The 25,600-nt window shown below is 60.1% G+C and carries 30 protein-coding genes; 11 read left to right on the forward strand and 19 right to left on the reverse strand.

The window, feature by feature from the left end; all coding sequences use genetic code 11:
- The first annotated feature begins 67 nt into the window (after window positions 1–67).
- The 6 genes from HPQ64_RS10130 (at window position 68) to HPQ64_RS10155 (ending at window position 6,821) form a co-directional block, all read left to right on the forward strand.
- Window positions 68–1,801, forward strand: a complete 1,734-nt coding sequence (locus HPQ64_RS10130) for a hypothetical protein (protein WP_172888217.1) — start codon at window positions 68–70, stop codon at window positions 1,799–1,801.
- 76 nt (window positions 1,802–1,877) lie between these two features.
- Complete coding sequence (locus HPQ64_RS10135; protein ID WP_172888218.1) at window positions 1,878–2,690, forward strand: RNA methyltransferase; 813 nt, start codon at window positions 1,878–1,880, stop codon at window positions 2,688–2,690.
- Window positions 2,687–3,463: a glutamate racemase gene (gene murI / locus HPQ64_RS10140; protein ID WP_172888219.1), complete on the forward strand. Its 777-nt coding sequence runs from the start codon at window positions 2,687–2,689 to the stop codon at window positions 3,461–3,463. Before HPQ64_RS10135 ends, murI begins: the two co-directional genes overlap by 4 nt.
- A 212-nt stretch (window positions 3,464–3,675) precedes the next feature.
- Window positions 3,676–4,293 carry a 30S ribosomal protein S4 gene (gene rpsD / locus HPQ64_RS10145; protein ID WP_172888220.1) on the forward strand — a complete coding sequence of 206 codons (618 nt, stop codon included), beginning with the start codon at window positions 3,676–3,678 and terminating at the stop codon, window positions 4,291–4,293.
- Window positions 4,294–4,450: 157 nt separating this feature from the next.
- Window positions 4,451–5,404, forward strand: coding sequence for a tRNA 2-thiocytidine(32) synthetase TtcA (ttcA, locus tag HPQ64_RS10150; RefSeq protein ID WP_246270656.1), 954 nt, complete (start codon window positions 4,451–4,453; stop codon window positions 5,402–5,404).
- A 151-nt stretch (window positions 5,405–5,555) separates the two neighbouring features.
- Entirely contained in the window at window positions 5,556–6,821 is a 1,266-nt protein-coding gene (locus tag HPQ64_RS10155; RefSeq protein WP_246270396.1) for an Hsp70 family protein, read from the forward strand.
- A 66-nt stretch (window positions 6,822–6,887) separates the two neighbouring features.
- On the opposite strand, the gene HPQ64_RS10160 is transcribed toward HPQ64_RS10155, so the two are convergent.
- The 5 genes from HPQ64_RS10160 to HPQ64_RS10180 all read right to left on the reverse strand — a co-directional run bounded on the left by HPQ64_RS10160 (window position 6,888) and on the right by HPQ64_RS10180 (window position 11,850).
- Window positions 6,888–7,163 carry an antitermination protein gene (locus HPQ64_RS10160; protein ID WP_172888223.1) on the reverse strand — a complete coding sequence of 92 codons (276 nt, stop codon included), beginning with the start codon at window positions 7,161–7,163 and terminating at the stop codon, window positions 6,888–6,890.
- Window positions 7,164–7,399: 236 nt separating this feature from the next.
- A complete protein-coding gene (gene grxD / locus HPQ64_RS10165) occupies window positions 7,400–7,732 on the reverse strand; it encodes a Grx4 family monothiol glutaredoxin (protein WP_172888224.1) in 333 nt (110 codons plus the stop codon).
- Between the two features lie 62 nt (window positions 7,733–7,794).
- Entirely contained in the window at window positions 7,795–8,028 is a 234-nt protein-coding gene (locus HPQ64_RS10170; RefSeq protein WP_172888225.1) for a BolA family protein, read from the reverse strand.
- Between the two features lie 26 nt (window positions 8,029–8,054).
- Complete coding sequence (purL, locus tag HPQ64_RS10175) at window positions 8,055–10,283, reverse strand: phosphoribosylformylglycinamidine synthase subunit PurL (RefSeq protein WP_172888226.1); 2,229 nt, start codon at window positions 10,281–10,283, stop codon at window positions 8,055–8,057.
- 130 nt (window positions 10,284–10,413) lie between these two features.
- Complete coding sequence (locus HPQ64_RS10180; RefSeq protein ID WP_172888227.1) at window positions 10,414–11,850, reverse strand: aminotransferase-like domain-containing protein; 1,437 nt, start codon at window positions 11,848–11,850, stop codon at window positions 10,414–10,416.
- A gap of 105 nt (window positions 11,851–11,955) precedes the next feature.
- Between HPQ64_RS10180 and HPQ64_RS10185 the strand changes: the two genes are divergently transcribed.
- Entirely contained in the window at window positions 11,956–12,201 is a 246-nt protein-coding gene (locus HPQ64_RS10185) for a DUF1127 domain-containing protein (RefSeq protein WP_172888228.1), read from the forward strand.
- Window positions 12,202–12,429: 228 nt separating this feature from the next.
- Here the strand turns inward: HPQ64_RS10185 and HPQ64_RS10190 are convergent, their stop codons facing one another.
- Window positions 12,430–13,542, reverse strand: coding sequence for an enolase C-terminal domain-like protein (locus HPQ64_RS10190; protein WP_246270398.1), 1,113 nt, complete (start codon window positions 13,540–13,542; stop codon window positions 12,430–12,432).
- Window positions 13,543–13,599: 57 nt separating this feature from the next.
- A complete protein-coding gene (locus HPQ64_RS10195) occupies window positions 13,600–14,136 on the reverse strand; it encodes a peroxiredoxin-like family protein (protein WP_172888229.1) in 537 nt (178 codons plus the stop codon).
- Window positions 14,137–14,337: 201 nt separating this feature from the next.
- On the opposite strand from HPQ64_RS10195, the gene HPQ64_RS10200 reads away from it, so the two are divergent.
- On the forward strand, window positions 14,338–15,126 hold the full coding sequence (locus HPQ64_RS10200; RefSeq protein ID WP_172888230.1) for a helix-turn-helix transcriptional regulator: 789 nt from the start codon (window positions 14,338–14,340) through the stop codon (window positions 15,124–15,126).
- Between the two features lie 22 nt (window positions 15,127–15,148).
- Here HPQ64_RS10200 and purQ read toward each other — a convergent pair whose 3' ends face one another.
- The 4 genes from purQ to purC form a co-directional block, all read right to left on the reverse strand.
- A complete protein-coding gene (purQ, locus tag HPQ64_RS10205) occupies window positions 15,149–15,823 on the reverse strand; it encodes a phosphoribosylformylglycinamidine synthase subunit PurQ (RefSeq protein WP_172888231.1) in 675 nt (224 codons plus the stop codon).
- A 187-nt stretch (window positions 15,824–16,010) separates the two neighbouring features.
- Window positions 16,011–16,118 carry a phosphoribosylformylglycinamidine synthase-associated small membrane protein gene (locus HPQ64_RS20615; RefSeq protein WP_281358263.1) on the reverse strand — a complete coding sequence of 36 codons (108 nt, stop codon included), beginning with the start codon at window positions 16,116–16,118 and terminating at the stop codon, window positions 16,011–16,013.
- A gap of 10 nt (window positions 16,119–16,128) precedes the next feature.
- A complete protein-coding gene (gene purS / locus HPQ64_RS10210) occupies window positions 16,129–16,368 on the reverse strand; it encodes a phosphoribosylformylglycinamidine synthase subunit PurS (protein WP_172888232.1) in 240 nt (79 codons plus the stop codon).
- A 110-nt stretch (window positions 16,369–16,478) separates the two neighbouring features.
- The gene (purC, locus tag HPQ64_RS10215; protein ID WP_172888233.1) at window positions 16,479–17,276 is read right to left on the reverse strand and encodes a phosphoribosylaminoimidazolesuccinocarboxamide synthase; all 798 of its coding nucleotides are present in this window, start codon (window positions 17,274–17,276) and stop codon (window positions 16,479–16,481) included.
- Between the two features lie 288 nt (window positions 17,277–17,564).
- On the opposite strand from purC, the gene HPQ64_RS10220 reads away from it, so the two are divergent.
- The gene (locus HPQ64_RS10220) at window positions 17,565–17,888 is read left to right on the forward strand and encodes a DUF1476 domain-containing protein (protein ID WP_172888234.1); all 324 of its coding nucleotides are present in this window, start codon (window positions 17,565–17,567) and stop codon (window positions 17,886–17,888) included.
- 149 nt (window positions 17,889–18,037) lie between these two features.
- Window positions 18,038–18,814 (forward strand): HpcH/HpaI aldolase family protein, encoded by a 777-nt coding sequence (locus tag HPQ64_RS10225; RefSeq protein WP_172888235.1) that lies wholly within the window; start codon window positions 18,038–18,040, stop codon window positions 18,812–18,814.
- A gap of 87 nt (window positions 18,815–18,901) precedes the next feature.
- On the opposite strand, the gene HPQ64_RS10230 is transcribed toward HPQ64_RS10225, so the two are convergent.
- Genes HPQ64_RS10230 through HPQ64_RS10240 form a run of 3 tightly spaced genes read right to left on the reverse strand, consistent with a single transcriptional unit; the run spans window position 18,902 to window position 20,703 of the window.
- On the reverse strand, window positions 18,902–19,645 hold the full coding sequence (locus HPQ64_RS10230; protein ID WP_172888236.1) for an SCO family protein: 744 nt from the start codon (window positions 19,643–19,645) through the stop codon (window positions 18,902–18,904).
- On the reverse strand, window positions 19,642–20,229 hold the full coding sequence (locus HPQ64_RS10235) for a hypothetical protein (RefSeq protein WP_172888237.1): 588 nt from the start codon (window positions 20,227–20,229) through the stop codon (window positions 19,642–19,644). The genes HPQ64_RS10230 and HPQ64_RS10235 overlap by 4 nt, the downstream gene beginning before the upstream one ends.
- A gap of 12 nt (window positions 20,230–20,241) precedes the next feature.
- Window positions 20,242–20,703 carry a hypothetical protein gene (locus tag HPQ64_RS10240; RefSeq protein WP_172888238.1) on the reverse strand — a complete coding sequence of 154 codons (462 nt, stop codon included), beginning with the start codon at window positions 20,701–20,703 and terminating at the stop codon, window positions 20,242–20,244.
- A 250-nt stretch (window positions 20,704–20,953) separates the two neighbouring features.
- Between HPQ64_RS10240 and HPQ64_RS10245 the strand changes: the two genes are divergently transcribed.
- Window positions 20,954–21,607 (forward strand): peptidoglycan-binding protein, encoded by a 654-nt coding sequence (locus HPQ64_RS10245; protein WP_172888239.1) that lies wholly within the window; start codon window positions 20,954–20,956, stop codon window positions 21,605–21,607.
- On the opposite strand, the gene HPQ64_RS10250 is transcribed toward HPQ64_RS10245, so the two are convergent.
- The 5 genes from HPQ64_RS10250 to rpe form a co-directional block, all read right to left on the reverse strand.
- A complete protein-coding gene (locus tag HPQ64_RS10250; RefSeq protein WP_172888240.1) occupies window positions 21,591–22,139 on the reverse strand; it encodes an RBBP9/YdeN family alpha/beta hydrolase in 549 nt (182 codons plus the stop codon). The genes HPQ64_RS10245 and HPQ64_RS10250 overlap by 17 nt on opposite strands.
- Before the next feature lie 49 nt (window positions 22,140–22,188).
- A complete protein-coding gene (locus HPQ64_RS10255) occupies window positions 22,189–22,935 on the reverse strand; it encodes a metallophosphoesterase family protein (RefSeq protein ID WP_172888241.1) in 747 nt (248 codons plus the stop codon).
- A 3-nt stretch (window positions 22,936–22,938) separates the two neighbouring features.
- Window positions 22,939–24,267 carry an adenylosuccinate lyase gene (gene purB, locus HPQ64_RS10260; RefSeq protein WP_172888242.1) on the reverse strand — a complete coding sequence of 443 codons (1,329 nt, stop codon included), beginning with the start codon at window positions 24,265–24,267 and terminating at the stop codon, window positions 22,939–22,941.
- Window positions 24,268–24,380: 113 nt separating this feature from the next.
- Window positions 24,381–24,887, reverse strand: coding sequence for a hypothetical protein (locus tag HPQ64_RS10265; protein ID WP_172888243.1), 507 nt, complete (start codon window positions 24,885–24,887; stop codon window positions 24,381–24,383).
- On the reverse strand, window positions 24,884–25,561 hold the full coding sequence (rpe, locus tag HPQ64_RS10270; RefSeq protein WP_172888244.1) for a ribulose-phosphate 3-epimerase: 678 nt from the start codon (window positions 25,559–25,561) through the stop codon (window positions 24,884–24,886). Before rpe ends, HPQ64_RS10265 begins: the two co-directional genes overlap by 4 nt.
- Window positions 25,562–25,600: the final 39 nt, after the last annotated feature.

Consider the following 25,600-nt stretch of genomic DNA (forward strand, 5'->3'; position numbering starts at 1 on the left):
GAAAATCTTAATCGCCTTATGACAAGACTTCAGAAATTATTCCTTTATTGACCTATTGAAAACGGCGATGGGCGTAGATCCTCAAGATTTTGAAGAACTGGTGCCCGAGCTTGAGCGTCTGCCGGCGCGAGCCCTGATCGTCATTGCGATACGCACTGCGCTCAGGGTGATACCGGCTCTCTGCTATGAACTGATCCCACCAAAGCAGGTTGCCATGCCGGCCTTGCGTTTGCTCGCATTCAAGCATGACTTCCGGCAGTTGGAGGACTTTGATCCTCAGGCTGTAGAAGTCGAAAAGGAGCTCATTCGCAAGCAGCTCGACAAGTCGCTAGGGGAATTTTGCAACTATTCCCGAGGGGGCAGTGTGCCCGAAGTTATCAGCGCTTGGGCAGCTTTCTCGGCAGCTCTGGAGTTTCCCGCTCGAAATGCCGAGCAATCCGCAGTCTGTGAACTGAGAGAGCTTTTGAAGAGGGCCGAGGAGGCAATCCGATTCGTAGGGCCTTATAAGTTGCCGGAAAGGTCATCGTTGGAGAGGAATGTCTCTGGATACTCCGCCGATCCGTATATCAGCCATCGTTATTTCCAGGAGTTGCTCACAGCGAACGTGGATGCGGTGCGCGACGCTTTCTTGACTGATTGCCGGTTGCTGGTTGCCGGCTTGGAGCCGAGGGAACTTATTCGGTGTGGCCTATGGCACGATGCCGGCATGCCACGTTCCTTCGCCCGGCTTTGGGTCGACTTGAAGTTATGGTTGGAGGCTATCGACGACGAAGATGAGACGACCGAGAACTGGTATGAGGCAAGGCTCATAGGCCAGTCTTTAGAGGGCGGCAGATCCACGACAACCGCAAGCTTGCCGATGGCGAAAGCATGGCGCATGGACGAACCGGTATTTGACGAGAACGAATTTCAGTTATGGGCCTTGTCGTGCAATGTATCGGTACACGCGATGATCGCAGTGAGAAATGCATTGCGTGCGATACCGCTGACATACGAGGAAGTCCTGATACGGGATGAAATTGTTCTCCAACCTTTGCTCGCCAACTTTCGCGTTCTCGCGATCAGCTGGTTGGCGGCCGCTCCCGCGCTCGTAAGCGAAAATACGATGCGCTCCGCGCGCTTCGCATTCGTTCGCGCATTTTCCATGTTCCAGCCGGAATTGAGGGAATCCTCACAGGAAAAGCGCGCGGTCTATAATCGGGACCCTCCAGTTTGCGGCGCTATTCTCGCCACGCGTATCGCCGTCGGCGCAGCGATGGCGGCGCGAATCTACGGTGGAGGGCTGAAATATGCTCGGAGTGACGCCGTGAGTACGGCATCCGCTGCGATCTACCCGCTCATCGCCGGCTTCGATCCCAAGGACTATTCGGATGTCGAGAATCTGAGGGCGGATGACTTCTTACGGGAAGTCGATGAAGCTTGGTTATCGCACACCGCTGCTCCACGCGCATTTTACCGCGCAATGAATTCGGACCGATCGCTCGTGATCGACGGCGCTTCTGCTGTGGACCTTGCCGCTGCCCCGCTGTGGTACGACGAAGAGATGCCGGAGGCCTTCGCCGCGCGCTGGATGGACTTGCGCCACGCGCTCCTTGGCCGGGTTGAGCATTGGGATGTGTGGACTGACTGGTACGCGGACCGCCTTTCAGGAAAGGCTACTATTGCTGTTGAGCCAAGAGCTCTTGTCGCACCATTCGAGGGCCTGTGGGGATGGGGAAACGAGGTGTTTGAGGAAGAATTGAGACGTCCGCCGGCGTTGGTGAACGGCGAACTGAAAGGCATAGTACATCGGCTGCGCTGAAGCTTTCCTAAAAGGCGGGATGCGTCATTTGTTCTCCCTCTAGCCTTATTCCCTGTCTTAAGCTAAATCCCGCGCCATGACGCGAAATGCCCGTATCGACCCTGAAACCGTGACTGTCGACGTTCTGCCGCCGGCGGTGATCCTGTGCGAACCGCAGCTTGGCGAGAATATCGGCACGGCCGCCCGTGCCATGGCGAATTTCGGCCTTGTGGACCTGCGCATCGTCAACCCGCGCGACGGCTGGCCGAGCGAGAAGGCGCGAGCGGCCGCAAGCCGCGCGGATCACGTCATCGACAATGTTCAGGTTTTCGACAGCGTCGAGGCTGCGATTGCCGATCTCAGGTTCGTCTTTGCCACGACGGCGCGGTCGCGCGAGATTTCCAAGCCCGTGCGCGGGCCGGACGAGGCGGCTGAAACGCTCTGCCGTTATGGGCGCGACGGGCTGAAGACGGGATACCTCTTCGGGCGTGAGCGCTGGGGCCTCAACAATGAGGAAGTGGCGCTCGCCGATGAGATCGTCACGCTTCCGGTGGATCCGAATTTCGCCTCGCTCAATATCGCGCAGGCCGTGCTCGTCTGCGCTTATGAGTGGCGCATGAAGGCAACGTATGGCGCGCTTCCCTTCCGCGTGGACGGGGAGACCCACCCTCCTGCGGAAAAGGAGGATGTCGTGCGTCTGTTCGAGCATCTGGAATCGGCGCTCGACAACGTGAATTTCTTCCGGCCGCCGGAAAAACGGCCGTCGATGGTGCTCAATCTTCGCAATATCCTGCAAAAGGCGAACCTCACCCGTCAGGAGGTGAAATCGCTCAGGGGCGTGATTGCGGCGCTCGAACGCCGCCCGACGCGACCGCGTAAAGACGAGCCGGAAGGGCAGGGCGAAAAATGAGCGAAAACCGGCCGGTCCTGATCGTCGATTCCGGCATCGGAGGCCTGTCGGTCACGCGTGAGGTGAGGGCGCTCCTGCCCGGCCTCTCGATCGTCTATCTGGCGGATTTCGCCGCCTTTCCCTATGGCGACTGGGATGAAGCGGCACTTGCCGATCACGTGGTTGCGCTGACTGCGGGACATGTGGCCGAACATGACCCATGCGCTGTGGTCATTGCCTGCAACACGGCCTCCACGCTTGTTCTGCCGGGGTTGCGGGCAAAGCTCGATATTCCCGTCGTCGGCACGGTGCCCGCGGTCAAGCCCGCGGCGGAGCGCACGAAAAGCGGGTTGGTGTCCATCCTCGCAACGCCCGGCACGGTGAAGCGGGATTACACGTTCGATCTTATCCGCCAGTTCGCGCCGGATGTCGCCGTCACCCTTGTCGGCGCAACGGGCCTTGCCCGCATCGCGGAGGACAAGCTTGCAGGGCGTCCTGTGGACAGCGTGCGCCTTGCCGCCGAAATTGTGCCCTGTTTCCGGGAAAAGGCCGGCAGGCGAACCGATACGATTGTTCTTGGATGCACGCATTACCCGTTTCTCCTTGAGGATATGCGCGCGCTTGCGCCCTGGGACGTCGATTGGATCGACCCGGCTCCGGCCATCGCCCGCCGTCTAGCCGCTGTCATAGAAGGACCCGACGCGAGTGCTGAGCGGTTCGAACGCTATATTTCGACGGGAGGGGAAGCGTTCGATTACCTGCCGTTTATCGGCGAAAATCCGCATGTTTTCTGATGCCGGGGTTTGACATGATGCCCGCGATCCACTAAACACCGCGCGAGCTTGGCGGGTCGTGATTGGCCCGCCATGGCTTTTTACGCACCCGTGGACCTGCAGGCGGCGCAAGATGCCGGCGGTCCTGTCGACCTGGTAACGGGGAGAGGAGGGCGCGTTTCCTTGAGAAGGGTCATTCCTTCAAAAGACCAACACGAAAAAGGAAACGGCGAATGTCCAAGCGCCATAGCACGAAGTACAAGATTGACCGCCGCCTCGGCGAAAACATCTGGGGCCGCCCGAAGTCCCCGGCTAACCGCCGCGAATATGGCCCGGGCCAGCACGGCCAGCGCCGCAAGGGCAAGCTTTCCGACTTCGGCGTGCAGCTGCGCGCCAAGCAGAAGCTGAAGGGTTATTACGGCGATATCTCCGAAAAGCAGTTCATCAAGGTCTACAAGGAAGCTTCGCGCCTCAAGGGCGATACGTCCGAGAACCTGATCGGCCTGCTCGAGCGCCGTCTCGATGCGATCGTTTACCGCGCGAAGTTCGTGCCGACCGTCTTCGCCGCACGCCAGTTCGTCAACCACGGTCACGTGAAGGTGAACGGCAAGCGCGTCAACATCCCGAGCTACCGCTGCAAGCCGGGCGACGTCATCGAGGTCAAGGAAAAGTCCAAGCAGATGGCGCTGGTGCTGGAGGCCACTCAACTGGCCGAGCGCGATGTGCCGGACTATATCGACGCCGACCACAACAAGATGACGGCCACATTCAGCCGCGTGCCGCAGTTCTCCGATGTGCCGTACCCGGTGCAGATGGAACCGAACCTCGTCATCGAGTTCTATTCGCGTTAAGCGAATCTGTTGCAAATTTCGATCAAGGCCGCTCGTTTGGGCGGCCTTTTTCATTTGTCGGTGATGCAGGCTCTTTGCTTGCGTCCGATTCGGCGCTCGGGCATTGTGCGCTGCGAACGGGATGCAACTTATCTGGCGGGATTGGAACGTGAGCGAACTGACGACGGCCAACGGTATTGAGCAATCTGGCAAGGACGGCGCAGCAGAGGCAGACTGCCCCGCGCTTTTCCGCGATGCGCCCTCGTCGGTGGAGTTCAAGAAACTCAGGAAACGCCTTCTGCGCGAGGCCCGCCAGGCTATCGACGATTATTCCATGCTGCCGGGCGAAGGACGCCCGGCGAAATGGCTCGTATGCCTATCCGGCGGCAAGGACAGCTACACGCTGCTTGCCGTCCTCATGGACTTGAAGTGGCGCGGTCTTCTTCCCGTGGAGCTCGTGGCCTGCAATCTCGATCAGGCGCAGCCGGGTTTTCCGGGCCATATCCTGCCGGAATTCTTCGAAAAGCACGGCATTGAGCATCGCATCATTCGCGAGGACACCTATTCCATTGTCACGGACAAGATTCCGGCCGGCAAGACCTATTGCTCGCTCTGTTCTCGCCTGCGCCGGGGCATTCTCTACCGCACAGCGCGTGAAGAAGGGTGTGACGCCATCGTTCTCGGCCATCATCGCGAGGATATTCTCGAAACCTTCTTCATGAACCTTTTTCACGGCGGGCGGCTTGCGTCCATGCCACCAAAGCTCGTCAACGACGAGGGCGACCTTATGGTGCTTCGCCCGCTCGCCTACTGTGCTGAGAAGGATATCGCGAAATTCGCTTCGGCGATGGAGTTCCCGATCATCCCTTGCGATCTCTGCGGTAGTCAGGATGGCCTGCAGCGCGCTGAGATCAAGAAAATGCTGGAGAGATGGGAAAAGCAGGCGCCGGGGCGGCTTGGCGTCATGGCGCGCGCACTTGCCCACACACGTCCGTCGCATCTTCTGGACCGGAAGCTTTACGACTTTTCCAACCTCGCACCCACCGTTGCGGCAATGTCGGGGGAAGGTGAGGCGGAAGAGCCTTGCGCGGCAAGCCTCGCCATGACAGAAAAACTTTTCGCGGCGCAATAGCCGCACATCTCTCCAATTTCACCCTCTACGGTGGCGAATGTGCCCGTATTTGATGCGGGAACAGGCCGGCATTTTTGCCTGCGGCCGCGCCGAAGCCAATCCGCGAACGAACAGGGGTTTTGAACCAATGGTTGCTAGCATGCCATGCGGCATGGATTTCGGCACATCGAATTCCACATTGGCGCTTGCAGATTCTGGAACGTCGCGGCTTCTGCCGCTTGAAGGCGGCCGCGCGGTTATCCCGAGCACGATCTTTTTTTCCTTCGAAGATGAAGACGTGCGTTTCGGGCGCGACGCGGTGCGTCATTATGTGGAGGGGGTTGAGGGCCGGTTGATGCGCTCCCTCAAAAGCGTCCTGGGTTCCGCCACGATGGCGGAAAAAACCCCGATAAAGGGGCGGCGCTGGGGCTATGACGAAATCATCGGTCTCTATATGCGTGAAGTCAGGCGGCGGGCTGAAATTGAGGCGGGCTGTGCATTGGATGAGGTCGTTCTCGGGCGGCCGGTATTTTTTGTAGATGGCGACGCCGAAGCCGACCGACGCGCCCAGAATGAGCTGGAGGCAATTGCGCGCGATGCCGGTTTCACGTCGATAGAATTCCAGTTCGAGCCCATTGCGGCAGCCCTTGACCACGAATTGACGGTGCAAGAAGAAGAGCTTGCGGTCATCGTCGACCTTGGCGGCGGCACGTCGGATTTCTCGGTCGTCCGGGTCAGCCCGGAGGGCCGCGCGCGGGCCGACCGGCGAAATGATATTCTGGCCAGCTCCGGCGTTCATATCGGAGGCACGGATTTCGATCGGTTGCTGAGCCTCAAAAGTGTCATGCCCGAGTTCGGATTGGGGGCCCTTGCCCGAGACGGCAAGCGCGATTTGCCGAAGTGGGCCTATTACGAGCTTGCCACCTGGCACCGGATCAACTTCCTCTACACATCACAGGCGGCGCAGAAACTGAAGGAACTGCGTTACGATGCACTGGAATCGGGAAGGGTCGAGAGGCTGATCGATCTGGTGGAGCACCGCCTCGGGCACGCGCTTGCCGGTTGCGTGGAAGGTGCCAAGGTCGCCTTGTCGGAAGCCGACGCCCACAATTTGCACCTGCCGCTTCCCGCCGGTGATCTCGAGGTCGATATTACGGTCGATGACCTTGTGGAGGCGATCCATGCCTCGGTCGGGCGCGTGGAACGCGCATTGGACGAATGTCTTCTTCGCGCGGGGGTTCCGGCGGCTGCCGTGTCCACGGTCTTCCTGACGGGAGGGTCGGCATCGATCCCTTATGTGCGCGATCGCTTGACGAAGAAGTTTAGCCGCGCCCGCATTGTGCAGGGAGACGTATTCGGCAGTGTAGGGTCGGGGCTGGCGCTCGACGCGGCCCGCAAATTCGGCAGTTGTGCGCAAGACATGGCTCGAACAGCTTAGGGTCCAGACCTTAGATCGAAAATGCCCATTGGCTGGCCGATTTCTCGCTCCCGAAAGGTATGCTTTTTAGCGCATGTGCAATCCGTTCGCGTTGCCGACAGGCTGGTTCCTGACGAGAATGACGAGGGCGGGCGTTTCAGAGGTCGAGGCGCTTTTCGCAAGCCCGCCATAGTCGCGGCAGAGATCTTCGCTGGTTAGACCATTCCGGGGAGCAAAGACCGTAAGCCTGGCGCAATTGACTTCACGCAGTCCCTTTGCCTGTTCGCCGGCAAGGGCTACGGCTGCCAAGCCAAGCGCTGCCAGGGCGGCAACTCCCGTCAACCTTCTAATGGCTCTGCTCATTCCGGCTTCCTCCCGATCACTCCGTTTCCTCCGATACCCGCTCGGAAGATCGCGGCTGTGGGATGGAGAATGGCGGCAGACTGCTGACCAGAAGGTGAAACCGGCATTCATCCTTCATTCAGAATAAAGTGATTCGCCCGGTATTTCCGGTGCCTCTGCGTCACACTTGGCTCGAAGCACGAAAAAGGCAGGCCAAACCATGGCCTGCCTTTGATTTTTCTGTGGAAAAGAGGGTGTCAGGCGCTCTGGCTCGTTGAGATGCCTTTTTCTTCAAAGGCTGACTGCAGTTCCTGATTCTGGAACATTTCGCGGATGATATCGCAACCGCCCACGAACTCGCCCTTGATGTAAAGCTGGGGGATCGTGGGCCAGTTGGCGAATTCCTTGATGCCCTGGCGCAGCTCGTCGTCCTCAAGCACGTTGACGCCCTTGTAGGGCACGCCCACGTAGTCGAGGATCTGCACGACTTGGCCGGAGAATCCGCACTGCGGGAAGGCCGGGGTGCCTTTCATGAAGAGCACGACATCGTTGGAATCGACTTCGCTCTTGATCCAGTCCTGAATGCTCATTTGACTTTGTCCTTTCGTTGCGCCGGGTCAAGGTCCGGCGAGCGGGCTCTCGATTTCGGGGTCTATTCCGGCGCCGAAGTCTGAAGGGCAAGCGCATGCAATTCGCCGCCCATCTTTCCCTTCAGCGCTTGATAGACCATCTGATGCTGTTGCACCCGGCTTTTGCCGGTAAACGCATCGGAGACGACGACGGCGGCATAATGGTCTCCGTCGCCGGCGAGGTCGCGGATCTCGATCTTGGCGTCCGGGAACGCGTCCCGGATCAGGGTCTCGATCTCACGTGCATCCATCGCCATAAGCGGTTTCCTTCCCGTTCCGTTTGTTATTCCGCGGGGATTTCCGTTTGCCCCGCCATGTAGCTCGGGAACCAATTTTCATAGGCTTCACGCAGCTTTGCAACGGATATGGAGAGGATTCCTTCAACAGTCAATTCGCCGCCCTCAACGGTACCAAGCCGGATGAGGGGCACGCCCGCGTCTTTCGCATCGCTGATGATGGCGTCAACCGCGTCTTCGCGGCAGGTAACGACATAGCGGCCCTGATCCTCGCCGAAGAGCGCGGCATGCGCAGGCACGCCAACCTTGACGGATGCCCCAAGGCCGCCGGAAATCGCCATTTCGGCAAGTGCTACACCCAGTCCGCCGGACGAAATGTCATGGACCGCCGTCACGCGCCCGGCACCGATAAACTGACGTACCAGTGTTCCGTTTCGCTTTTCCGCTGCCAGATCGACAGGTGGCGGTGCGCCTTCCTCACGGCCCAGGATATCGCGCAGATATGCGGACGAGCCCAAGTGCGTTCCCTCGCCGCCAAGCATCAGGATCACATCGCCTTCGGCATCGAATGCGGCTTTGGCGCGATACGTCACATCCGGCAGCAGGCCCACTCCGCCGATCGCCGGTGTCGGAAGGATCGCTTCGCCGTGCGTCTCGTTGTAGAGCGAGACGTTGCCGGAAACGATCGGCATATTGAGCGCAGAACACGCTTCGCCGATGCCTTTTATCGCGCCGACGAGCTGCCCCATGATCTCCGGCTTTTCCGGATTTCCGAAATTGAGGTTATCGGTCGCGGCAAGCGGTTCGGCACCCACGGCCGTGATGTTGCGCCAGCATTCGGCAACCGCCTGCTTGCCGCCCTCAAACGGGTCCGCAAGGACATAACGTGGCGTGACGTCGACTGAAAACGCCAGGCCCTTGCGCGACTTCCCGTTTTCGCCCGGCACACGGATGACCCCGGCATCGCCGCCGGGCGTCGTAACTGAATTGCCCTGGACCAGCGTGTCGTATTGCTCATAGACCCAGCGGCGGGATGAGCCGTTCGCATTACCGATCAGCGTCAGGAGCGCCTCAGCGTAGTTATCCGGTTCCGCGACATCGGATGCCGCGATCACCGGGCGCGCCGTACCTGCGACGTGCGGGCGGTCGTATTCCGGCGCTTCGTCGCCAAGCTCCTTGATCGGAAGATCGGCAACCTCGATGCCCTGGTGGATCACGCGAAAGCGCAGGTCGTTTGTCGTCTTTCCGACAATTGCGAAATCCAGGCCCCACTTGCGGAAAATCGCTTCGGCTTCCGCTTCCTGCTCCGGGCGCAGCACCATCAGCATGCGCTCCTGGCTTTCGGAGAGCATCATCTCATAGGCGCTCATGTTCTCCTCGCGCACCGGCACGGCGTCGAGGTCGAGTTCGATGCCGAGGTTCCCCTTCGCGCCCATTTCGACGGCGGAACAGGTAAGCCCGGCGGCGCCCATGTCCTGAATCGCGATCACCGCGCCGGACGCCATGAGTTCAAGGCAGGCTTCGAGCAGGCATTTTTCGGTGAAAGGATCGCCGACCTGAACGGTCGGGCGCTTTTCCTCGATGGTTTCATCGAACTCCGCACTTGCCATCGTCGCGCCGCCGACGCCGTCGCGCCCTGTCTTGGCGCCGAGATAAACGACGGGCAGGCCGACACCTTCCGCTTTGGAGTAGAAGATCGCATCCGTCTTCGCGATGCCGGCCGCGAAGGCATTGACGAGGCAGTTTCCGTTATAGCTTGGGTGAAATTCCACTTCGCCGCCCACGGTCGGTACGCCGAAGGAATTGCCATATCCGCCGACGCCGGAAACAACGCCGGAAACAAGGTGCTTCGTTCGAGGGTGGTCGGGATCGCCGAAGCGCAGCGCGTTCATGGCCGCGACCGGTTTTGCGCCCATGGTGAAGACGTCTCGCAGGATGCCGCCCACGCCCGTCGCCGCACCCTGATAAGGCTCGATGTAGGAGGGGTGGTTGTGGCTTTCCATTTTGAAGACCACCGCCTCGCCGTCGCCTATGTCGACGACGCCAGCGTTCTCGCCAGGTCCTTGTATGACGCGCGGCCCCTTGGTCGGCAGCGTTCTCAGCCATTTCTTCGAAGATTTATACGAGCAGTGCTCGTTCCACATGGCGGAAAAGATGCCAAGCTCGGTAAAAGTCGGCTCACGGCCGATGAGAGAGAGAATGCGCTCGTATTCGTCGGGTTTCAGCCCGTGGGATTCGATGAGGTCTGGCGTGATCTTGATGTCGTTGGGGATCATGTTTCGTCCGGGGCAGCGGCGTTGGTCGCGAGGGTCCGAATTGCCGCGCCTTGTTAGCAGATGCGATGACCGAGGGGAACTGCGCGAAAGTGCGCAATTCCCGATTATCGAGTTATCGATGCCCGGATTCTTACGAATAATCGTCGTAGCTTGCCGCCGGTTCGGCCAGGAGACGCCGTATCACTTCAAAACCGGTCCTTACATCTTCAAGCGTTTTCGGTGCCGTAAATCCGAACCTGACGCGGTGATGGACCTTGTCGGTGCGCGCAGGCTTGAATTCGTCCTCATCGTCGATGAGCACGTTATTCTGCAGGACGGCTTTCTTGAATGTTCCGGAAAGCCACGGCTCGGGCAGTTTCATCCAGAGAAAAGGCACTCTGGGGTGAGAGCGGAAATCGAAGCCCGCGAACACTTCCCTCGCCAGAGCCTCGCGCTCGGCGACGACTTCCCTGACCTTCTCCCGGATTTGGTCCGCCGCACCCGAAAGCACGAGCCTCGCTGCAAGTTCGGCCAGCAGAAAGATCATGCCGCCAGCCGTCATCTTGTGTGCGGTCAGGATGCGCTGGACATAGGCTGGAGGGCAGACCACGTAGCCGCCGCGAACGCCGGCGGCAATCGCCTTGGAAAGGCTCGTGACGTGGAAGGTCCGCTCCGGAGCCATCGCGGCAATTGGCGTGGACTGATCTTCGATCATGGCGCCGTAGACGCCGTCCTCGATCAGCCAGACGTTGTATCGCCTGGCAATCTCCACGATCTCGCGGCGGCGCGCGTCAGGTAATATGCCGAGGGTTGGATTGCGCATGGCCGGCATGAGGAACAGTACTTTCGGGTGCCATTGGGCGCATAGCCGCTCGAAGTCTTCCGAGAGCACCCCCTCTTCATCGGAATCGACGATAATCGCGCGTCGTCCAAGCAACGGCGCGGTTCGCGCGAATGAGCTGTAGGTAAGGTTCTCAAAAGCAATAAGATCACCGGGTGCTGTCATTGCGGAGAGAACGGCACAGATCCCCGCATGGGCGCCGATTGTCGGAACGACTGTTTCCGGTGGGGGTGTCCAGCCGCCGCAGGCGGCCCAGCGGCTCCCCGCCTCCAGCCAGTTGCGCGGGTGCGTGCGCGAGTAGCTGGCGATTTCATGCGGATGCGTTCGGCTGATATCCATAAGGATGCGTTCAAGAATTGCCGACTGGCCAATGTCTGGCGCCGCGCTGCTGTCCATCATGATCGTGCCCGGTTCGGGCAGGATCGCACGCGTTCCCGCGAATTCTATGCTGGTGGCAAGGCCTTTGCCCTCCACCAGCGCGTTGTTTCCGGACATCAGGTTGTCACGGGAACGGATGTAAGTGCCGCGCCCGACCTCTCCGCTCACAAGTCCGCGCTCGCGTGCCAGCGCATAGGCCCGGCCCACGGTGCCGATCGTCACCCCGATGTCGTAGGCGAGATCGCGTTGAGGCGGCAGTTTTGCGCCGCCCGGCAGAACGCCCTTGTCGATATCGGATTCGATCCGGTCGGCCAGACGCACATAGAGCGGCCCTTCGCCCTCGGATATATCGGGGAGCCAATTTGTCATGGTGACAATTATCTATCTTGATCAATATTAAGAGTCAATTGATATAAGAAATCACAATCGAAGGGGAGCAATCTTACCTCTTCTAAGTAAATTTGTGAGGTTGGAATGGGTACAATAGGTACAATATCGTTGGTTCAGCGGTTTTTGGGTCTGGTTGAATCGCTGACCTGCGACCCACGAATTCCATCTCCGCTTGGTTTCGCACGCTCGAATACGAGCTATCTCTTCGCCCGTTACCGCAAGCAGTTGTCCCGCCGCGACCTGGCAAAGCTCACGGATGAACAATTGGCCGATATCGGCCTTGGTCGCGCCGATGCAGAGGCTGAAGCACGCAAGCCCTTCTGGATGTAGTGGGTCGGCCGTCTCCAGGCACAGCGGGCAACCTGCAGCCTGCCCGCTTTGGCGGCCCGTGGCCGGAAGTAAAATTCAGGCCGCGGGCCGGTCGAACTCTTGTGCGTCAAATTCAAGCACTACGTAAGATTTTCTTGAACCGCCGCATCAAGGGTTTGTTCATTGTCCGCGCACGGTCCGGGGCCTGGCGTTTCCATCTTCCGCAATGAAGCGGCTGCTGAACCCTTTTCACGCGGCGTAGTGTTTCAGCGCGTCCTCATCCCAATCGAGCCCGAGGCCGGGCCCGTGCGCGATGACGCGGCCATTTTCCGGCAGCATACGTTCCTTGAGCACTGAACCTGCGAAATCGAGATATTCCAGATATTGGATGTTCGAGGTTGCCGCCAGAACATGGGCCGAAGCTTCGATAAAGAGATGGCTGGAAACGGGAAGCGAAGCTGCCTGCGCCATCGCCGCTGCCCGCATGAAGCCCGTCACGCCGCCGATCTTCATGAGATCGGGCATCACGAGGTCGCTCGCTCCCGCGGCAATGGAATTCGCCGCTCCTTCCGGAAACCACCAGTTTTCGCCGGTCTGTATCGGGATCGGCGATTTTTCCCGCACGAGCGCATGGCCTGTCAGGTCTTCGGCGGGAACAGGTTCTTCCACCCAGGTGATATCGAATTCCGTGATCGCCTCGATACGTTCCAGAGCCTCGGTCACGCCGAGCGACTGATTGTAATCGACCATGATGCGCACTTCCGGCCCGACGACTTGCCGCAACTCGCTTAGCGTATGGACGTCGTCGGAGATTGCGCCGAGCCCAAGCTTGATCTTTATCGCCCCGAAGCCGCGCTCCAGCGTCGTTTCCAGCCGCTTGGCGTCGCGCTTGGGATCGACGACGCCATAACTGTCATAAGCTTCAATGGGCGCGATGTCGGCGCCGAGCAGAACTGCCAGCGGCACGCCAGCCGCTTTCGCCAGCGCGTCCCATAAAGCCATGTCGATACCGGAAAGAGCCATGCCGACGACACCCTGCCGGCCAAGAAGGCGGAACCTGCCTTCGCACTCCTTGTAAATCGATGCCGGCGCCGCCGGTTCGCCGATGAGCGTCGGGCCCAGATCTTCCATGAATGTCACAAGTGCGCGCAACGTTAGCGGCGTGTAGGCGAAAATGTAGCTCGTTCCCCGGATGCCGTCGCTTGTATCGATGTCGATGACGACAAGCGGTGCCTGCCGGATTTCCCCCGACGCGGTCTTGACCGGAGCTTCTATCGGGGCATTCACGGCTCGTGCGGTTATCCTGTCGATCTTGCCGGTCAGGGAAGCGCGTTCTGCATTTGTCATAGTCTCAAGCCCCATGAAAAAGACCGCCGGAAATTTCCGGCGGCCAATTTTACGGCAGATTGCGCTCGAGCGTTACACTGCGCCCGTGTATTCGCCGCGCGCCGGATAGTCCACCTTTTGCACGAAATCGAGCGCAGGCAGCATATCCTTGAAGACGGGCCGGGAGAACGGCATGGTTTGCACCGACGCGAAGTAAAGCGTGTTGTCGGGCTTGACGATGAAGACACCCGGTTCGGAAAAGAGGTCGGGTTCGATGACACCGATGGAGGTTTCGCCGCGGCTCGTGGAGATATAGAGGCCCCATTTGCGGGCATCCGCCAACGACAGGCCATAGCCAAGGCGAAGTTCCTTCAGTTCGGCGCGCTCCGCGAAATCCTGGGCCCGCTCTTTGGTGTCGGAGGAAATCGCTACCGCCTCGATGCCGCGCTCGGCGAAATCGGGAAGAAGCCGCTGCAGTTCCTTCAGGTATGTCGCGCAGATCGGGCAGTGCAGGCCGCGGTAGAAAACGACGATCGTCGCAAATTTTGGCTTTTGCGCCTGCAAGTCGAACGTACCATGGTTCAGGGTTTCGACTTTCAGATCGGGCACGGGCTGGCGCGGTGTCAGCATGAAATACTCTCCTGCACTTTGCTTCGATGGCGTTTGTCGGATTCGCTGGGCTAGGGTCCAGGCCCTAAGATGATCGCCGCGCCGTTGATTTGAAGAGAAATAACCCGGCAAGCGGCTAGCATCGGATGCTCAATTAGCGTACATTTCGCAAAATTCCATACTCGATTATTGATCCTGCGTTCGGATGCCGAGAGTGTGAACATGACCATCAGCCATGGTGTCGACCGGTTGTCGGCATTGATCGACCGCTTCCGTATCCGCGCCCATGTGGCCTGCGTGGAAGGTGCGACGGCAAAGCCAAATCTCTACATCACGACTTCAGCTGACGGTAGGCAGGGCAGGCCGCCGCTGGAAGCTTTGATTTTCCGCCCCAGGGACGGAGGCTCGCTTTGCGCGAGCGGCCGCGTGGCTGTGGCCGCACGGGTGGAACTCGGCGGCGAGGATTCTCCCTTGTCGCTTGCGTTGCCTGAAGAGGTGCGCGTGGAGCTTTCCCGGGCGCCCGCGCTTGCCGCGGTCGCCTGTGTTCTGCGTGATGAGCTGGAGTCGCCGCGCTGCGGGCGCCAGGCGGCGGTGGACCGGCTTTGCGAGGTCGTTGTGATCCGCCTCCTGCGCTATGCGATGGAAACCGGCGCGGCCAGCCATGGGCTAATCGCCGGCCTGTCGCATCCGCAGATCGCGCTGGCCCTGGTTGCAATGCACGAGGCGCCGGAGCGTACTTGGAAGCTTGAGGATCTGGCGGAAGTGGCGGGCATGTCCCGCACAGTTTTCGCCACTAATTTTCGCGATGTCGTGGGCCAGACGCCGGGCGCTTATCTCGCCCAGTGGAGGCTTATCGTTGCCCGTCAGGAAATTGCCAGCGGCCTGCCGCTCAAGACGGTGGCGGGAAGAGTGGGGTTCGCAAGCGCCGCTGCCTTCACCCGTGCGTATCAGCGCGCTTACGGGCATCCGCCGCGCGCCGACCGCAGGCCCGCGTTGGAAGCCGCGGAATAGGGCTGGGCGCGGCGCTACCGCCTCAGGCGGTTTCCATGAGGTTTGCGATGCTTGCGAAAAGCGAGCGCCCGTCCGTGCCGCCTTGCAGCGGATCGACAAGGTTTTCCGGGTGCGGCATCATGCCGAGCACATTGCCCGTCGCGTTTAGAACACCCGCGATTTCGTTGACCGACCCGTTCGGATTGGTGCCGTCGGCATAACGGAAGGCGACCTGGCCTCCGCTTTCGATTCGCTCAAGCGTTTCCGAATCGGCGAAATAATTGCCGTCGTGATGGGCGACCGGGCAGCGCCAGACCTGGCCGGGTTTAAATCCACGCGTGAACGCGGAAGCGGTGTTGACGGTTTCAAGCTTCACCTCCCGGCAGACGAAGTGGAGGTCTGCGTTCCGCATCAGCGAACCTGGAAGAAGGCCTGCTTCGGTCAGCATCTGGAAGCCGTTGCAAACGCCCAATACGAGCACGCCCTTGTTTGCGGCTTCCGCAACCGCGCGCATGACCGGCGAGCGGGCGGCGATTGCGCCGGCCCGCAGATAGTCGCCATAGGAAAATCCGCCTGGAAGAACCACGAGGTCCACATCGGGCAGCGCCGTGTCCTGATGCCAGACGGCTGCCGACTCATGTCCCGTGATCAGCTTCAGCGCATTCATCATGTCGCGTTCGCGGTTGGAGCCGGGGAAGGTGATGACGGCGGATTTCATGGTGCGGAGCCCTAGTGTGGCGGATTTGAAATACGCTTCATTATAGCAGCAGCCTCCGGAGCGTATTTCAAATCCGGAAACCACACTGGAAACATATATTTGGCTAGTCACCCTTTTTGAATCTGAAGTTCGTTCAGCGTATGCCGCGAATAAAGACGAACTTCAGATTCGCGTGACTAGTATCGTGTCAGACGAGCAAGAGCGCGGCAATTAGCGCAAGAACAGCCGGCAAGAGGACGAAAACAGCAGCCTTTATCGCCAGAAATCGGATTGCCTTCGCATTGTCGTCATCCATTGTGCCGGTCTTAAAGGATTTCGATCGCGTAGTTCTCGATCACCGTGTTGGCCAGAAGCTTTTCGCACATGGCGGAAAGGTCCGCCCTGGCCTTTTCCGCATCGCGATCGGAAATCGCGATATCAAAGACCTTGCCCTGGCGCACCTCGCCCACGCCGTCAAAACCGAGGGAGGCAAGCCCGTTTTCGATGGCCTTGCCCTGCGGGTCGAGAACGCCGGTTTTCAGCGTGACGGTAACGCGTGCTTTCATCTGTCTTTTCCGGATCGTGTGATCTGCCATTAAGGGAACTTTTGGCCGCCAATCCATACATTCATGCGCGGCAAAGAAAAAGGCCGCAGTGTTGCGGCCTTTTTCCCGGATTACTTCACGAGCACCGGCCCGGATCCTGCGGGGCGGTCGTTGTCGTTCAGGATGCCGAGACGGCGCGCCACCTCCTGATAGGCTTCGAGCATGCCGCCCATATCGCGCCGGAAGCGGTCCTTGTCCAGCTTGTCGTTAGTCTGGATGTCCCACAGCCGGCAGCTGTCCGGCGAAATTTCGTCGGCAACGACGATGCGCATCAGATCGCCCTCGTAAAGGCGGCCGCATTCGATCTTGAAGTCGACAAGGCGTATCCCTACGCCCAGGAAAAGGCCGGTCAGGAAGTCGTTGACTCGAATGGCAAGCGCCATGATGTCGTCAAGCTCCTGGGGCGTCGCCCAGCCGAAGGCCGTGATATGCTCTTCGGAGACGAGCGGATCGTCGAGTTCGTCGTTCTTGTAGTAGAACTCGATGATCGAGCGGGGAAGCTGCATGCCTTCCTCAAGGCCGAGCCGCTTGGCAAGGGAGCCGGCGGCGACGTTGCGCACGACCACCTCCAGCGGGACGACCTCCACTTCCCGGATCAGCTGCTCGCGCATGTTCATCCGGCGCAGGAAGTGCGTCGGAATGCCGATGGCGTTCAACTGGTTGAAGATGAACTCCGAGATGCGGTTGTTGAGCACGCCCTTGCCGTCGACGATCTCGTGCTTCTTGTTGTTGAAAGCAGTCGCATCGTCCTTGAAGTGCTGAATGAGCGTTCCCGGCTCCGGGCCCTCATAGAGGATTTTGCCCTTGCCCTCATATATTCGCCGACGGCGGTTCATTGGCACATACCGTGTTGTAAACAGGAAATCCATGTTCCAGCAGGAACTCCGTTTATTGGTTCGCCGGTGTCGGGGAGGACGGATTGGCGGCGAACGGTCTTTCGGCCCCCACTTTTGTGGCGCGGAACCTACACGATCGCCGGAAAAAGCACAATCATGTGTGTGATCTTAGTATATGGCTATCCAATACATCCTATGGTCAGGGCGATCCCGCGTTGATTTGGCAAGCCATGGGGGATATGCAAAACGGCATCGAGCGCCCATATGGGGTTAGGGGGGAGTATTCTCTCCGCGGATCGTCGATTGGCAGGAGACAAGCTGATGAGCACGTTCGACAGGCGTGAAGAGGCCTTCGAAAACAAATTCGCGCATGACGAGGAATTGCGCTTCAAGGCGATTGCGCGGCGCAACAAGCTATTGGGCCTCTGGGCGGCTGAAAAGCTCGGCTATGAGGGCGACAAGGTGGAAGAATATGCGAAATCGGTCGTGCGCGCCGATTTCGAGGAGCCGGGCGACGAGGACGTGTTCCGCAAGGTTCGCGCCGATTTCGACGAAGCCGGCGTGGAACAGTCCGATCACCAGATCCGCCGGACGATGCAGGAACTCCTCCAGAAGGCGATCGAGCAGATCCGCACCGAAGGCTGACACCGGCTTTTCCGCGGAGTTATTCTTGAGAGAAGACATCGTCCCTGCATTGGGCGGTGTCTTACTTTTTTTGATGTAGCCCTTGCGGGCGTGCCCGGGGCAGGATTTCATTGCTGCCTGCCTTCGCGACTCATTGGATCCTGGATTTCATGACCGATTCCCGCATTTCGCTTGCAAGCCGGCTTCGCGCCGGTGAGACCGTGGTAACGGCCTGGTCGGCCCTTGCCGCGCCGATCCTTTCGGAATTGATGGCCCACGCCGGCTACGAGGCGGTGACGCTCGATATGCAGCATGGGCTGCACGACATCGCGTCTGCGCGCGATGCGATCGCCACGATTATCGCCGCCGGCGCGCATCCGGCCGTCCGTGTTGCCGTCGACGATTTTGCGACGGCCTCGCGCGTGCTCGATTTCGGTGCTGAGGCGGTCATCATGCCAATGGTGAATTCCGCCGAGGATGCGATGGCGCTCGTCGCCGCGATGAAATTTCCGCCGCTCGGCGCGCGCAGCTGGGCTCCTCATCATGCCGCGCGCAGGCTTGGTTATAACGGCTTGCCCGATTATACGGGCCGCGCGAACGAGGAAACGCTCGCCTTTGCCATGGTCGAAACGCCGACCGCGCTTGCCGCGCTCGACGACATCTTGGACGTGGAGGGGCTGGATGGCATCTATGTGGGTCCAAGCGACCTCAGCTTCACATTGTCCGAAGGCAAGGGTGTCGATCCGACCGGCAAGGTGGCGATGGACGCAAGCGCTGAAATCGCCGCGCGTGTCAATGCCAAGGGCAAGATCGCGGCGATTTATTGCATGTCGCCGGACCATGCCAAGGCGGCGATCGGGATGGGATTTCGATTCGTCACGCTCGGCTCGGATGCGGGTTTCATCACCGGAGGCGCGGCTGAGCTGCTGTCGACGTTGGAGGGATAGGGAAGGCCGATACGCCCTTGGCAGAATGCGCAATAGCCGATGCACCGGTTATCCATCGATGCATCGGCTTTTTTGTAAGGCCATATGTCAGATATATCGCGAGATAATCTTGGCCATATGCTCCGGGCCATAGACCGGGGGCAGTATCGTCATCAGCTTCGAGTCCGGCCCGATCAGGTAGATGAGGCTGCCGTGCGAATAGATCGCGCCGCCTTTTTCATCATGGCCGACCACCTGAATGTCGACCTGGAACAGGTCGCGAACCTCGCCAAGCGCCTTTTCGGTGCCTGTAAGGCCAATGATGCCGGAGTTCCAGCGTGGCAGGTTCTTGCGCATCGCCTCCGGCGTGTCGCGCGCGGGATCGATGGTGATCATCACCGTGTTGAACTTCTGGTTCTGATCTTCCAGCAATTCCATCGTACGGGCGACATCCGGCATGACGGCGGAGCAGACGGCCTCGCAGCTTGCATATCCGAAGAAGAGCGCCATCGGTTTGCCGGCGAAATCGGCCTCGGTCACGCGATTGCCGTTTTGGTCGACAAGGTCGAAGCGCGCCTCGACGTCGATCGGGAAAGGCAGCGCCGGTCCGCCCGGCGGCAGGTCGCCGCCGTTCGGTTCCGCCGGTTCAAGGCCGGCGACGCGCGGCGTCGGGCTCTTGCCGGATACGCTTTGATCTTCGGCCTTGCCGGCGGGCGCGGAGGAGGCGGAAGATGTCTTTTCTGCCACCGCACCGGCCGTTACCACCGATCCGGGATCGGTGTCACGGTTGAGCTGATCATGGAGAAATGCGGCCGAGACCCCGAAAAGCGCGGCCGCAATCCAGCGGATCATTCTGCATTTTCCTCCAGGTACTTCTGGTCGACCTCATGGCCGAGCCCGAAGTAACCGGTCTCTTCGATCTGGGCCTTGATGGCCGGATCGCGGCGGAACCACGGCCCCTTGCCCTTAGCTTCGGGGTACTTCGCGGACCACACCTTGGTGAATTTGTTGGTCTTGGCGAATTCCTTGTCCTCGATCGGGCGGATCAACTGGATCTGAAGGAGCTTGGATTCAAGACCGGGCGTGATGTCGCTGTCGCCGACGAGAAGGCCGTCGACTTCGACCATCTGATTGCAGTAATTGGCGAGGTCGTAAGTCGCGCCTGAGAAGATCGGCTGGCCGTTCTTGTTGGCGAGGAACATGCGATCATCGTCTTCGCGGATGACAACCATCTGCCTGTCGCCGCCACCGCAGTTGTCCGGGCAGTCGCCCGTCAGTGCGCAAACGGCATCCGTGACTTTACCGGTGAAGCGGGCCTTCTCCTCGCCGAAGAGGTTCCAGGATTTCGCCTGGCTGTTCGCCGAATAGTCGACATCGCCGGCAAACGCCGGGGAAGCGACCAGAATAGCGGCTGCGCTCATGATCAGTTTTTTCATCACGTATGCCCCTCACTTGTTCTTCGGTTGGGCGAAGGGCGGCACGAAGCCGAAGTCTTCGTGGTTGGAAAGCACGATGCCTTCGTCGTTCACAACGTCGTCGACCATGATGTAGTTGATGCCGTCACGCTTGTAGAGCGTGCCGTCGGCGGTGACGCGGTGGGTCTGGACGGAAAGCAGGCTGGTGCCGTCGGCGACTTCCGTCGTGTCTTTCCATTTCAGGACCATGTAGACAGTGCCGTCGTCGGCCAGGATGCCGACGGGAATGCCGCCTGCCGCGCACCACAAGGCGCATGTGTGGTGGGCCGTGCCGCGCACGGCATCGGGACCGCCCATTACGCCCGAGAAATAGCACCAGGTATCGATGATTTCTCCGGTAACCTGGACGTGCTCGCCCTGAGTGCCCTGCGAGGCGGTGGCGGGTACGGCGGCCGCAAAAGCCAAAGCGGCGCCAATGACCAGTTTTTTCAGCATTGCATTCTCCCCTGAATGCTCTTCGTTCTAAACGGACTGCTTTGAGGGTGGGGGAATATGAGTGCACGAACCACTCAAATTTTCGTGGGAAATCCGCGGAGAGACTGATATCCGCTACGTAAATTTGTCGTGAGAGGTGTGGCGGGATGCCTGCCGTTTCGAGCGATTTCCTGTCGCCGGATATTCGCAGATGGTAAAATCGGCGCCGGTTTCTTCATCCAGCACCCTGTCAGGGAGCAAGGAGGCGGCTTTGCCTCGGATCGATTGGGCAATCATCCGGATCGTGGTCCTCGGCGCGTTCGTGGTGGCGAGCGTCTCTCCGCTTGTGGCTCGGGGGGCGTGCGAAACCATTCTGTTTCCGCAAGGGGAAAAACAGGTCGTGATCGCCGGTGACGCCTTGCCGGACACAGCGATGTGTTATCTGCTTGAAGGCATCCAGGGCGACGCGCTCCATCTCAGGCTTCTTGGCGTCGGCAATACGATGTTCACGATTGTGGGCGTCATCGATGCGCGCATCGATTACCGCTTCCTGATGGAGGCCAGGACCTACGAGATCCGCATAACGCAGATGCTCAAAAGCGCCGATCCAGAACCGTTTCGGCTACGGGTGACGATGTCGAGCGGTGAGGAGTCGGGCCTGCAATTGCTTCGCGATCCGGTGGCTATCCGTCGCCTGCAATCCGTGCTGGGAACCTTGGGATACGATCCAGGCCCCGTTGACGGGATATTCGGGCGGAAATCGCGGGCTGCGCTTGCCGAGTTCCTCGAAGAGCATGACATCGGCCTTCCGCCGTTGCCGACGCAAGCTGCGATGCAAGCCCTGAAGGACACGCTGAACAGGCTCGCCGCACGTCTCGATCAGGCGCAGGCCGAACGAAAAATCAGCCCTAAAGTTCTTTCATGAGGTGGGCGAAGGCGAGCACGCCTTCCGGCCATGGCCCCTGGCCGCTTTCCGTGTTCAGATGCTTGGCATCGCCGGCGTCGAGCAGTTTCGTACCCCAGTGGCGGGAAAAAAGCTCGGCCCGCTCGAAGCTGCAGTAAGGGTCTGTGCGGCTTGCCACTTGCCATGCGTGAAAGGGCAGGGGGTCAAGCGGCAGCGGCCCGAAGTGCCGCAGCTTGATCGGTATTCGCGCGGGATCTTCCACATCCGGGCAGCAGACGAGGAATGCGCCATGCACCTTGCGGGCAATTCGCGGTGCCGCATGCACAACAACTGCGACGCCCAGCGAATGCGCAACCAGCACCACAGGCCGTGTTGACGCTTCCACCTCTTCAACGAGCCGGTCCACCCAGTCGGCCAGCACCGGCTCGTCCCAGTCGTCCTGCTCGACCCGGCGAGAGGTGGACATCTTCTCCATCCAGCGCGATTGCCAGTGATCGGGGCCGGAGTTCTGCCAGCCCGGCACGATCAGGACGTCTGCATCTGCTGCTTTCATTGCGTTTTCCGTCGGATATTCATTTACTTTGCCCAGTTTCGGAAAAGTCTCAGGACAGCGGTCCGAAGAAGCCGTTTTTCAATGAGGCTGCCCAGTCGTCGCGGTCGTTTTTCGCCGCCTGCCGCGCGGCGCGGTCCCAATCATATTCGATCATGCGTTCGGTAAAATCCCACTTGCCGCCCGTTTTCGTTGCGATCGCATAACGGGCATGCGGGCTGCCCGCCCCAATAATATGGTGGTTTGGGTGATCTTCGTCGTAGGACGGCAGTCCGACGCTGCCCGGATTGAGGATCGTCTGCTGCGTGGATAGCCTGATCAGGCGCGGGATGTGCGTGTGTCCGCAAAAAATCAGCGGTGCGCTTTCGCCTTCCAGCTTTTCGCGGATTTCGGCTTCCGACGGCAAATGTCCCTTCGGCCCGACGACCTTTTCGGTCAGATAAAGATCATCGTTCGTGGGAGTGGCATGGCAGAGAAAGACTTCGTCGGAAAGTCTCGCCGTCGCCGGCAGTGCCTGCAGCCACTCCCGGCTAGCGTTGCTCAACAAAGGGAGCGTGAAAGCGTCCGATTCGCCCAGTTCTTCCTCCGGCAGGTCGAAAAGCTCGCGATCGTGATTGCCGCGGATCGTCAGCCAGTTCTTTTCTATCAGCAGCTGCGCCGTTTCTTCCGGCCAAAGAGCCCCGGAAACGCAATCGCCAAGGTTCACGATCACGTCGGGCACCTGCGCCCTCAGGTCTTCAAGGACGGCCTCGAGCGCGAGCAGGTTGCCATGAATGTCCGAAACAATGGCGATACGCATGTATCAGTTGCTTCCGAATACCCGGCTGAAAATCGTGTCGACCTGCCTGGTGTGATAGTCGAGGTTGAAGCGTGAGCGGATTTCCTCTTCCGAAAGGGCGGCGCGCACTTCCTTGTCCGACAGCAGCGAATCCAGGAAATCGACCTCCGCGTTGCCGGACGTCTGATAGCTTTCCCAGACCTTCATCGCGTTGCGCTGGACGAGGCGGTAGGCATCCTCGCGCGAAACGCCGGCCTGCGTCAGGGCAAGCAGGATGCGCTGCGAATGCACCAGTCCGCCGAGACGGTCCATATTGCCGATCATGCGTTCCGGGTAAACGACGAGGTTTTCGACGACTCCCGTCAGCCGCGCCAGCGCGAAGTCGAGCGTGACGGTCGCGTCCGGGCCGATCATCCGTTCCACGGAAGAGTGCGAGATGTCCCGCTCGTGCCACAGCGCGACGTTCTCCATCGCGGGAAATGCGTAGGAGCGGACCATGCGCGCAAGGCCGGTCAGGTTTTCCGTCAGTACCGGGTTGCGCTTGTGCGGCATGGCGGATGAGCCTTTTTGACCCTTGGAGAAAAACTCCTCCGCCTCAAGCACTTCCGTTCGCTGAAGATGGCGGATTTCCGTTGCCAGCCGCTCGATCGACGAGGCGATCACGCCAAGGGTGGCGAAATACATCGCGTGCCTGTCGCGCGGGATCACCTGCGTGGAAACGGGCTCGGGCTTCAGGCCCATAGCGGCCGCCACATGTTCCTCGATGCGCGGATCGATATTGGCGAAAGTGCCGACGGCGCCCGAAATGGCGCAAGTTGCGATCTCTTCGCGCACGGCGGCAAGGCGCGCCCGGCAGCGGTCGAATTCCGCATAGGCCTGCGCCATTTTCAGGCCGAAGGTTACGGGTTCCGCGTGAATGCCGTGCGAACGCCCGATGCAGACGGTGTTCTTGTGCTCGAAGGCGCGGTGCTTCAGAGCCGCAAGCAGCGTGTCCATGTCCTTCAGGAGAAGGTCCGTGGCACGCATGAGCTGGACGTTAAAGCAGGTGTCGAGGACGTCGGACGACGTCATGCCCTGGTGAACGAAACGGGCGTCCGGCCCCACGATTTCGGCCAAATGCGTGAGAAAGGCGATCACGTCGTGCTTCGTCTCGCGCTCGATCTCGTCGATGCGCGCGATGTCGAATGTGGCCTTGCCGCCCTTCTCCCAGATGGTTTTCGCCGCTTCTTTCGGGATGACGCCGAGTTCGGCAAGCGCGTCGCAGGCATGCGCCTCAATTTCGAACCAGATGCGGAATTTCGTCTCCGGCGACCAGATGGAAACCATCTCGGGTCGCGAATAGCGCGGGATCATCGGCGTCGTCCTGTTTTGTCGATCTGTCCCTTGATGGGGCGGGCAGGTTCGCGCAGGGTCTATCAGAGCCGACACCGGTTCTCAACGCGGCGGATTGGACTTTCGCGCGCGGATCACCCTTTTCGACGGGCGTAAAGGAAGGAGACCGCGAAAATGAGTGGCAGCGCCACCGGGGTTAGCAGGCGTACGCCCTTGACCCCGAAAATGTAGCCGGAAGATGCCAGGGTGAAGATGATCTCCGTCAGCAGACCACGGGAAATATGCGGTTCGTGCCACTGACTGTAGTAGATGCGGAACTGGAGGTAGAACAGTAACGCCGTGATGCCGGCGGTGGCGAGTGTCAGCGCGATGAACATCGCCGCGAACCGCGCGCTGGGTTGAGGGCGGTATTTTGCGATGAGGCCTGCGATGCCAAGGGCCATGAGCGCGGCAAGAAAGCCGCCCGCTGAAAAAAGCGCCACCGCCGCCAGGGAGCGTTCGCTCACGGCATGGCCGCGCCCGATCGTTAGGGCGAAAAAGGCCCCTCCGATCGCCAGTGCCCAGAATATCGCGAAACCGATCGCCTGCACGCCATCCCCCTTGTCTTCGCTCAGGCTCGGGTGGATCGGCGGTTTCGTCAAGAATACACGGCTTGCGCGGCGGAGCGGATCGCCTCGATATTCTCGCGGTATCCGGCGAGCCCATCGCCCTTGAAGACGGCGGAGCCTGCGACCAGCGCATTTGCGCCTGCTTGCGCGACAAGCGGGGCGGTTTCAGGCGTCACGCCGCCGTCGACCTCCAGGTCGATCGGCCGGTCGCCGATCATCGCCTTGATACGGCTAATCTTTTCAATCTGGGAATGGATGAATTTCTGGCCGCCGAAACCGGGATTGACGCTCATCACGAGAATGAGGTCGACCATGTCCATGATATATTCGATGTCGCGCTCGTTCGTGCCGGGATTGAGCGAAACGCCAGCCTTCTTGCCGAGCGCGCGGATCGCCTGCAGGGAGCGGTGCAGATGCGGGCCCGCTTCGGCATGGACGGTGATGATATCGGCGCCGGCCTTGGCGAAAGCCTCGATGTAAGGGTCGCACGGCGCGATCATCAGGTGGACGTCGAAGACCTTGTCCGTATGCGGGCGCATCGCCTTGATGACATCGGGGCCGAAGCTGATGTTCGGCACGAAATGGCCGTCCATGACGTCGAGATGGATCCAGTCGGCGCCCGCCTTGGCCACATCGCTGACCTCCTGGCCGAGTTTCGCGAAATCGGCGGCTAGAATCGACGGGGCAATGACGAGATCGCGGGGCATCGGGCACACTCCGGGTGGCGGCTGAAGCAAGGATGGACG

This window comes from Hongsoonwoonella zoysiae (assembly GCF_013266695.1).
Classification (GTDB): Bacteria; Pseudomonadota; Alphaproteobacteria; order Rhizobiales; family Stappiaceae; genus Hongsoonwoonella; species Hongsoonwoonella zoysiae.